We start from the raw sequence: 329 nt of genomic DNA, 5'->3' as shown, positions 1-329 counted from the left end.
AACCGTCGTCGGCGGCGCCGGCCGTATCGTCCGCGACCCCTTCGCCTTCGTCGTCCCAGGTGAGCGCGCGGAACACGCACTCCCCCACCGCTGACGGGGAACCGCCGTCCGCCGGACCGTCACCCGAGGACGTCCCGCTGCCGACGTCGCGCCCCGACTCGACCGTGCCCGGGGACGGCTCCGCTCCGGAGGCGAGCGCCACCGTCCCCGCGCCCGGGAACACCCCCGTCTCCGACGGCGCCACCGGAACCGCCGGTGCCAGCGGCACCACCGACACAGCGTCCCGGGACGCCCCGCTCCCGCAGGACGTCCCGCTCCCTCCCTCACGG

At 77.2% G+C, this 329-nt stretch carries 1 pseudogene; it reads right to left on the bottom strand.

What is annotated here, in order from left to right:
* Window positions 1-268, bottom strand: a pseudogene (locus D471_RS35915) (hypothetical protein); the annotation flags it as partial.
* Window positions 269-329 lie beyond the last annotated feature (61 nt).

The sequence above is a fragment of the Nocardiopsis lucentensis DSM 44048 genome, assembly GCF_000341125.1.
GTDB lineage: Bacteria > Actinomycetota > Actinomycetes > Streptosporangiales > Streptosporangiaceae > Nocardiopsis > Nocardiopsis lucentensis.
The sequence above is the reverse complement of the archived record's forward strand: the minus strand, read 5'-3'. Positions and strand labels throughout refer to the sequence as shown.